Consider the following 8,432-nt stretch of genomic DNA (forward strand, 5'->3'; position numbering starts at 1 on the left):
CCCGGCCGGGGGGTCAGCGCGGCCCCCGCTGTGCGCCCCCCCCTAGCACCCGGCGGGGGCCGCCCCCCCCATCGGACGGCGCCGATCGACCCGCGATCCGTAGCGGCAGAGGTACCGCAGCCGCAGCCGCGGTCGTAGCCGCGGCGGAAGCGGAAGCAGGGAATTCTCGGTCCGTGACCGATTGCCGCCGTCGCGGCCTCGGCGACCTCGTGGGGCTGCGGCACAATGACGGTAGGCGCCCGCCGAGGCAGGTCAGGACGAGAGAGGCAGCGACGTGGTGCAGTGGCAGGGGACCAACTTCACCGTGGACGGACACGAGCCGACCAGCGCCGAGGAGTACTACCGGATCGGCCTGCACTGCTGGGACAGCGCGGAGCACCGGGACGCAGCCACCGCGTTCCTGGAGACCGCGGCGGCCAACGGGCACGGCGCCGCCGTCGAGCTCCTGGGGCACATCGACTACGTACGGGGGCAGTACGCGAGCGCCCTGCCACGGCTGCGGCAGAGCACCGGTTCACCGCGAGCGGCCTACTACCTCGCCTCGCTGTACCACCAGGGCTGCCCCCAGGCGGGTGTCCCCCAGTCGTTCGACGAGGCGGCCCGCTGGTACCGCGCCGCGGTCGAACTGGGCGAGCCGGAAGCGATGCTGGCCCTGGGCGATCTCTACCTGGAGCGGCTGCTGCCCGTGACCCGCACCCCCGCGGAACACGCCCTGGAGTACTTCCTGGCGGCCGCCGCGCGCAATCACCCCTACGGTCAGTACCGTGCCGCCGAGGTCTACCGCACGCTCTACCAGGACCCCCAGCGCGCCGCCGCGCTGTACCAGGCCTGCGTGGACAACCCGCTGACCGTGCGTCACGCGCTCGGGTCGATGATGACCCTGCAGAGTCAGGCCCACCTGCGGGAGATATCGGCCAACAGGACGGCCGGCCTGCTGCAGCAGCGTCGCGACGCCGTCAATCCCCCGCACGACCGGGGTAACTTCTACTGAGCGCCGGGGGGCGGCGGGTCCCGAGGCCCGGAGGCCGGGGAGAGAACGCGCCGAATGCGGTGGGGTGTCAGATCCTCCAGGAACGCAGGACGTCCGCGACGGCGTAGATCGGCAGGCGGGTCTCCCGGACCTTTCTGATCAGGTCGGACAGGCTGCCGTAGGGAGGATCGATCCCCTCGCCGGACTGGTCCATGTACTGGGCGGCGACGAACGCGGCGAAGAGACTGTTGCGGTGGGGCAGGGGCTCGAGACGTACGACGGTGTGCAGAAGCGCCGCCGCGCGCCACGCCGTGTCGGGATTGGACGTCTGAAGGGTCGGCATGCGCGTCTTGTGCCGCGCGACGGCCGCGACCAGGGCCGAGTAGTCGGTGACCGACACGTCGTCGGTTCCCAGGGCGGCTTCCTGGACGTCCAGGAGCCAGGAGACATCGATGTACAGGATTTCGCTCATCAGGCGGCAGCGACTCCATCGCCACGCTGCGAGGGTGGGACCTCGTCGGGGAACGCCTCGTCGAACTCGGCGTGCAGCTTGTCCGCCCACGAGGTGGCGCCCGCGACGAACCGCTTGCGGTGCATCTCACGGACACCGAGATCGTGCATGTACTGCTTCAGGCTCTTGCCTTCTGCCGAGGCGGCCGCGCGCACACCTTCCATTTCCTCGTCCGTGAACGTCACATTCAGTGATGGCATAGCAAGCATGGTACCTACCAGGTACCTGTGAGGCCAGGCGAGGGGTGAAAGTCCGGCGTCCCGGGCGTCCCGGGCGTCCCGGGCGTCCCGGGCGTCCCGGGCGCCGTGGCGTCCGGGGTGCCGGTATGGGCGCGAGCACCGGTCTCGATGCATGGATCCACGCCTCTCCAGGTGCAACCCTCGGGTTGCTCCTGGAACGTGGATGTGCAACTCTTGGGTTGCATCCAAAGTCGGCATGGACGGAGTCTGCTCATGAGCGAGGACCGCATCGAACGCGAAACCCTGATCGCGGCACCCCTGGAACGGGTCTGGGAGCTGGTGGCCCAACCCGGGTTCTGGGTGGCCGACAAGGCGAGCCTTCCCGGCACTGTCGCCGAGGAGGGCGAGTCGATGATCGCGAAGAACGCCGAGCACGGCGACTTCCCGGTGCGTGTGGAGAAGGTTCAGCCGCCGACGTACCTGGCCTACCGCTGGACCAGCGCGTTCCCCGGAGAGGAGCTGCGCGAGGAGAACAGCACTCTCGTGGAGTTCACGTTGACCCAGGAAGGTGAACAGACGCGGCTGCGCGTCGTGGAGAGCGGGTTCGCCGCGCTGGCCGGGTCGGAGGATCTGCGCAGCCAGAACGTGAAGGACCACACCGAAGGCTGGCCCCTGGAGCTCGGCGCGCTCAAGACGCGTGCCGAACAGCCCTCCACGTGACGGAAGAACGTCCTGGCGCCGCCGGGGTCGTCGACAGTGTCCTTGTCGCGCTCGCCGACCCGACGCGACGCCTCCTGCTCGAACTGCTCGCCGCGCGGGGCGAGGCCACCGCGACGACACTCGCCGAGGGACTGCCCGTCTCACGGCAGGCGGTGGTCAAGCATCTGTCCGTCCTGGACGCCGCCGGACTGGTCTCCGGCGGCCGGGTCGGACGTGAGGTGCGCTACGCGGTGCGGCCCGCGGCGCTGAACGCGACGGCCCGCTGGATGGCCGCGCTCGCGGCCGACTGGGACCGGCGACTGGCCGCCATCAAGCGCGTCGCCGAGGCGGCGGAGCGGGAGGGGAGCGGCTCCGGTCCGTCACGGGATCCGAACACGTGAGGAGGTGGCCCTGCGGGTCTGCGGGTCTGCCGGTCACCCCGGCAGGCGGGTGACCGTTCGCCCACATGTGCCCGTGGGGCCGCGGGCACGCCTCGGCCTACGCTGTCCGTGGCGACTGCAAACGGAAACGACAGGCGTCCGGCAGTCGCGGTCCGCGGTTCGGTTCGGCGTCGAGGGAGGCCGCTCGTGGCCAGCGCGTTTCAGGAGCGCAAGCTCAAGGGGATGTTCGCCGCGTTCGACGCGGACGGTGACGGCTATCTGCGCGAGGACGACTTCACGGCGCTCGTCGCCCGCTGGAGCCGGCTCCCGGGAGTGGGGCCCGGGACTCAACTGCGGGCCCGGGTGGAGACGTTGCTGATGGGTTGGTGGGGTGCTCTTCTTGAGGCCGGCGACGCCAACGGGGACGGCACGGTCGACATGGGTGAACTGCTCACCCTGGTCGACCGGTTGCCCACCATGACCGAGTCCGTCACCGCGACCGCCGACACCGTCTTCGACGCTGTGGACACCAACGGTGACGGCCGCATCTCCCCACAGGAGCACCGCAGGCTCGTGGAGACCTGGAGCGGACGGCCCGCGGACATGACCGGTGTCTTCGAGCTGCTCGACCAGGACGGCGACGGCCACCTCGGCCGCGAGGAGTTCGCGTCTCTCTGGCGCCAGTTCTGGATCAGCGACGATCCGGCGGAACCGGGCAACTGGCTCTGCGGCCGCTTCTCCGAATAGCCGCGCTCCGGGCCGTCCGGTGTCCGTCCGACGGTCCGGTGGGCGTACGGGAGGCGGGGCGATCCGACGGGCGACGGGTGTTCGGGAAAGACGCTGGAACGCCGGGCGCCTCCCGCCCTACGGTGGGCGCCATGAGCGATCACCCGGAAGCGCCCGTCGTGCCCGTCCAGGCCTTCGAACCCCCTTACTACGTGGCTGTGTTCACCACGGTGCGAACCCAGGAGCAGAGCGGCTACGGCGAGACCAACGCCCGCATGGAAGACCTGGTGAAGGACGTTCCCGGGTTCCTGGGGATGGACCACGCGCAGACCCCCGGCGGGCTGGGCATCACCGTCGGATACTTCCGCGACGCCGACGCCCTCGCGGAGTGGCGGCGCAACGCGGAGCATCGCGCGGCGCAGAAGCGTGGGCGGGCCGACTGGTACCAGACCTACTCGCTGCATGTGGCGAAGGTGGAGCGGAGCCACGGGTTCACCCGAGCGTAGACCTCGCGGAGCCCGACAGCGGAGCGGCCGGCCGGAGTCACCTCCAGGTCCGGCATCCGCCACCCGCGCAGCCGGCACTCTCGCCGAGATCCGGATCGCGAACGCGAGCGCGATCACGCTCGACGCGCAGGGCGAACGTTGCCTGATACGGCACCCGAGTTGCCCGCGGTCCGCCTCATGCCACCGTGCCTTGGTCGTTTGCGCGCCTCCTGCCCCCAACTGCGTTCGCTGAGCCTGGCATTGGTGGTCCGCTCGATGCGGGGAGCGGCACGGGCGAGACCCGCCTGAGTTCCGCAGGCGACCGCCCGGAACAACCGCCGAACGCCGGCCCTGCGTATAACCGTCCCCGCTGCACCCCGCTGTCCCAGCGGCCGGACCGCGAACCTGGCGTTCGCACGCTCAAGGCCGGCACCGGGGGAGTGCGACCGGCGGATGACGGCGACTTCACGTGACCGCTGCCGGCCTGCCTCGGCACCCGGGGCGCCGCACTGCCGCTTCCTCAACTCCTCCCCGCCCGAACTCTTCCAGGATTCAAGGGTATTGACGCGAAGCTGGTCTAGTCCATACCGTCATCGGTCATCGGATGTTCATGTGACGGAACCGACGTCAGTCACATGAACCGCCGTTCCGTCCCCCGATGCTCCACTCACGGCACCCCCCCCCGCATCATCGCGCCCCCTCGCGCCCATGACAGGAGCCGTCTTGTGATCAGATCCGCCGTCAGAGCCCTCGCCACCGCTCCCGCTGTCCTGGCGATGGCCGCCACCGCCGTCGTCGCCGCCGGCGGCTCCGCGAGCGCCGCGGCCAACCCCGGCCCCGGCTTCCCCGCCCACTACGCCGCGCCGTACGTCGAGACCTGGAACTCGCCCTCGGCCATGACCAACGCCCGCAACGCGACGGGCCTGAAGTACTACACGCTCGCCTTCGTCATCGACGGCGGCGGCTGCAACGCCATGTTCAACGGCGACACGCCCGTCACCGACGCCGGCTGGACCTCCGCGATCAACTCCCTGCGGGGCGCGGGCGGCGACGTCATCGCCTCCTTCGGCGGTGCCTCGGGAACCGAGGAGGCGCAGGCCTGTACGAGCGTGGCCTCGCTCAAGGCCCAGTACAAGAAGGTCATCGACACCCTCAACCTCACCCGCGTCGACTTCGACATCGAAGGCGGCGCGATCGCCGACACCGCCGCCAACGACCGACGTAACAAGGCGCTCGCCCAGCTCCAGCAGGAGTACGCCGCCGCGGGGCGCAAGCTCGACGTCCAGTACACCCTGCCGTCCATGCCGAACGGGCTGGACGGCAACGGGACGAAGCTGCTGTCCAACGCCAAGAGCAACGGTCTCAACGTCAACCTCGTCAACATCATGACGATGGACTACTACGACGGGACCCGGGACATGGGCAAGGCGGCGACCGACGCCGCGACGGCCCTGCGCAGCCAGCTCGGCGCCATCTGGCCGGAGAAGTCCGACGCGCAGCTGTGGGCGATGGAGGGCAACACCCCGATGATCGGGGTCAACGACGACGTCAGTGAGATCTTCACCACCGGCAACGCCACCACGCTGACCAACTTCGCCAAGTCCAAGGGCATCCAGGAACTCGCCTTCTGGGCGCTCGGCCGCGACAAGGCCTGTGCCACCAACGGCCAGCTCTCCGACACCTGCAGCGGCACCCCGCAGAGCGCCTGGCAGTTCTCCAGCACGTTCAACTCCCTGACCGGCGGGACCACTCCGCCGCCCACCGGTTCCACCGGACAGATCACGGGCCTCGGCGGCAAGTGCGTGGACGTCGCCTCGGCGAGCAGCGCCAACGGCACCGCCGTCCAGCTCTACGACTGCAACGGCACCACCGCCCAGCAGTGGACCGTGGGTTCCGACAACACCATCCGCAGCCTCGGCAAGTGCATGGACCTCACCGCGGCCGGCACCGCCAACGGCACCAAGGTCCAGCTGTACGACTGCAACGGCACCGGTGCCCAGGTCTGGCAGCGCGGCAGCGGCGACACCCTGGTGAATCCCGTGTCCGGCAAGTGCCTCGACGTCACCGACAAGTCGACGGCCAACGGAGCCCGGCTGCAGATCTGGACCTGCGCCGGCGGCACCAACCAGCAGTTCCACCTGCCGGCCTGACAGGGGGACAGGCCCACTGCCGCCCGGTGCACCTCGTGTGTGCCGGGCGGCAGTGTGTGGGGACGGGGTCGGCGGTCCGTGCCCTGCGCCCGGTGCGCAGCGCGCGGGGTCGTGCCGCGACGGATGCCGGGCGAGCGGTGCCGCCGCGCGGTCGCTGTCACGCCGCCGGTGCGGGGCCCGGTGGCCTCAGAGCTCCCCGATGACCGCGCCGAGTTCGAGCTCGGTGCGGGAGCGTTCCTGGAGCCCGCGCTGCATGAGGGCGCCCACCCGGGCGGCGACGGCGCTGTCGCCCGCCAGGACCTGGAACATGCTGCCGTCGACGTGGACATCCTCCTTGGGTGCGAGGCCGGCCGCGTTGATACGGCGCTTGGCGAGTCGTACCGCCGCTTCCGGGAATTTGGCGATGCGCTGAGCGAGCCGCTCGACGTAGGAGGACAACTCCTCACCCGGAAGTGCCTTGTTGACCACGCCGATGCGCTCGGCCTCCCGCGCTTCGACGTCCTCCGAGCCCAGGATCATCTGCATGGCCTGGCCGCGGCCGGCGAGCCGTACGAGATGCTGGACGGCGCCCGCACCGGTGAAGACCCCGGTGCCCACCTCGATCTGGCCGATGACGGCTCCTTCGAGGGACGCGAACCGCATGTCACACGCGTACAGGAACTCGGCACCGGCACCGCGGGCCCGTCCCTCGAGAAGCGCGATCGTGACGGGACGGGCCTCGCTGAGGCGCCGGAACAGGGCGCCGAGACTCACGTCGTCGGGACCGCCGGACCTGGCGGCGGCTGCCGTGTACTGGGGGATCCGCTTGAGGTCGACATGGGAGATGAAGAAGTCCGGGTCCGCGCTGCGGAACACCACGACGCGCACGTCCCCGTCGGTATCGGTGTCGTCGAGCAGGGCGATGAGATCGGTGACCAGCCGCTCGTCGATGAGATTGACCGGAGGGTTGTCGATCGCGGCCCACAGGACCCCGTTGCGCAGTTCCGTCCGGATTGTGTCGTACGAGTACGTTGCGGGCACTTGATGGCCCCCTTCCTGAATCTCACTTGCTTTCTGCAAGCTGTGTGAGTCATCCTGACAGCGCGACTTGCGTTTTGCAAGCAACATGGCTGAGGGGGGCCGGGGCTCCCCGGCCCGCCTCCCCGCCCCGAGCGGCGCCGTCGCCCCGACGCCCGTGGTGACGGGATGGTCGGACCGCCGCTGTCGAAGGGGCAGCCGCGTCCATCGCGCCGTGCCGCGGAAGACGGATTCGCGGCACGGCCGCACCACGCCGATCACCTCAGGAGAGATCTCATGGTCCAGCGCACAGACGAGCTGATTCAGCTGCCCGACGGGACCGTGCTCAGCGCATGGCTGTTCCTGCCGGAGGGCCCGGGACCCCACCCGGCCGTCACGATGAGCCACGGCTTCGGCGGCACGAAGTACCACCAGGGCATCGAGGCGATCGCGCGCCGTATCGCGGAGGCGGGGTTCGCGGTGTCGCTGCATGATCACCGGGGCTTCGGCGACAGCACCGGAGAGCCTCGCCAGGACATCGACCCGTACCGGCAGATCGAGGACTGGCGGCGGGTGATCTCACACCTCCAGACCCTCGGCCCGATCGACGCGGACCGCATCGGTATCTGGGGCACCAGCTACTCGGGCGGGCACGCCCTGGTGCTCGGGGCGACGGACCGCCGGATCGCGGCCGTGTACGCGCAGGTGCCGACCGTCAGCGGCTCGCAGAGCAGCCGCCGCCGTGTTCCGCCGCACCTGACCCGCGCGCTGGAGGAGGCCATCGCCGCCGACGAGCTGGACCAGGCCCGTGGCAAGGAACCGGCGAGCCAGGCGTTCGTCAGTGACGACCTCACCGTGCCGGCCTCCTACCGCTCCGCCGACGCCATCGACTTCTACCTGCGGCACGACGCGCCGGAGGGCCTGTGGGAGAACCGCGTCACCGTCCAGTCCAACCGGCGCGCCCGTTCCTACGACCCGGGCCACTGGATCGACCAGATCTCGCCGACACCCCTGATGATGCTGGTCGGCACCCACGACACCGTCGCCCCCACCGACCTGGCCCTGAGCGCGTACGAGAGAGCCCTCGAACCCAAGGAACTCGTCCTCGTGCCGGGCGGTCACTTCGACCCCTACCTCGACGGCTTCGAGGTGAGCACCGGCGCCGCCGTGCGGTTCTTCCGCGCCCATCTCTAGGCCGGAGTGACGACGGGGTGGCCCCCCCGGGGGGGGGCGGCGGGGGCCCCCCCCCCCCCCCCCCCCCCCCCGCCGGGCCCCCCCCCCCCCGTCTGGCGCGAAACGGCGGGACGCCCCCCAGCTCTAAAAATTGAAGTGTCAT

Annotated in this window: 10 protein-coding genes; 7 read left to right on the forward strand and 3 right to left on the reverse strand. The window is 70.4% G+C overall.

From position 1 onward, the window contains the following. Positions 1–274 precede the first annotated feature (274 nt). On the forward strand, positions 275–991 hold the full coding sequence (locus ACFV2J_RS05555; RefSeq protein WP_385093304.1) for a tetratricopeptide repeat protein: 717 nt from the start codon (positions 275–277) through the stop codon (positions 989–991). Positions 992–1,058: 67 nt separating this feature from the next. Here the strand turns inward: ACFV2J_RS05555 and ACFV2J_RS05560 are convergent, their stop codons facing one another. Then, positions 1,059–1,442 carry a toxin Doc gene (locus ACFV2J_RS05560; protein WP_153286752.1) on the reverse strand — a complete coding sequence of 128 codons (384 nt, stop codon included), beginning with the start codon at positions 1,440–1,442 and terminating at the stop codon, positions 1,059–1,061. Continuing rightward, complete coding sequence (locus tag ACFV2J_RS05565; RefSeq protein ID WP_168533035.1) at positions 1,442–1,681, reverse strand: hypothetical protein; 240 nt, start codon at positions 1,679–1,681, stop codon at positions 1,442–1,444. The genes ACFV2J_RS05560 and ACFV2J_RS05565 overlap by 1 nt, the downstream gene beginning before the upstream one ends. A 252-nt stretch (positions 1,682–1,933) precedes the next feature. On the opposite strand from ACFV2J_RS05565, the gene ACFV2J_RS05570 reads away from it, so the two are divergent. The 5 genes from ACFV2J_RS05570 (at position 1,934) to ACFV2J_RS05590 (ending at position 6,100) form a co-directional block, all read left to right on the forward strand. After that, positions 1,934–2,380 (forward strand): SRPBCC domain-containing protein, encoded by a 447-nt coding sequence (locus tag ACFV2J_RS05570; RefSeq protein ID WP_385093301.1) that lies wholly within the window; start codon positions 1,934–1,936, stop codon positions 2,378–2,380. Beyond that, the gene (locus ACFV2J_RS05575) at positions 2,377–2,760 is read left to right on the forward strand and encodes an ArsR/SmtB family transcription factor (RefSeq protein WP_385093298.1); all 384 of its coding nucleotides are present in this window, start codon (positions 2,377–2,379) and stop codon (positions 2,758–2,760) included. The genes ACFV2J_RS05570 and ACFV2J_RS05575 overlap by 4 nt, the downstream gene beginning before the upstream one ends. Before the next feature lie 186 nt (positions 2,761–2,946). After that, complete coding sequence (locus ACFV2J_RS05580) at positions 2,947–3,486, forward strand: EF-hand domain-containing protein (RefSeq protein WP_385093295.1); 540 nt, start codon at positions 2,947–2,949, stop codon at positions 3,484–3,486. Positions 3,487–3,617: 131 nt separating this feature from the next. After that, positions 3,618–3,971, forward strand: a complete 354-nt coding sequence (locus tag ACFV2J_RS05585) for an antibiotic biosynthesis monooxygenase family protein (protein WP_385093292.1) — start codon at positions 3,618–3,620, stop codon at positions 3,969–3,971. A gap of 704 nt (positions 3,972–4,675) precedes the next feature. Continuing rightward, complete coding sequence (locus tag ACFV2J_RS05590) at positions 4,676–6,100, forward strand: RICIN domain-containing protein (protein ID WP_385093289.1); 1,425 nt, start codon at positions 4,676–4,678, stop codon at positions 6,098–6,100. A 186-nt stretch (positions 6,101–6,286) separates the two neighbouring features. On the opposite strand, the gene ACFV2J_RS05595 is transcribed toward ACFV2J_RS05590, so the two are convergent. Next, positions 6,287–7,120, reverse strand: a complete 834-nt coding sequence (locus tag ACFV2J_RS05595; RefSeq protein WP_385093286.1) for an enoyl-CoA hydratase/isomerase family protein — start codon at positions 7,118–7,120, stop codon at positions 6,287–6,289. Between the two features lie 273 nt (positions 7,121–7,393). Between ACFV2J_RS05595 and ACFV2J_RS05600 the strand changes: the two genes are divergently transcribed. Beyond that, positions 7,394–8,290, forward strand: coding sequence for an alpha/beta hydrolase (locus tag ACFV2J_RS05600; RefSeq protein WP_385093283.1), 897 nt, complete (start codon positions 7,394–7,396; stop codon positions 8,288–8,290). Positions 8,291–8,432 lie beyond the last annotated feature (142 nt).

Source organism: Streptomyces sp. NPDC059668 (assembly GCF_042734135.1).
In the GTDB taxonomy this organism is placed as follows: Bacteria; Actinomycetota; Actinomycetes; order Streptomycetales; family Streptomycetaceae; genus Streptomyces.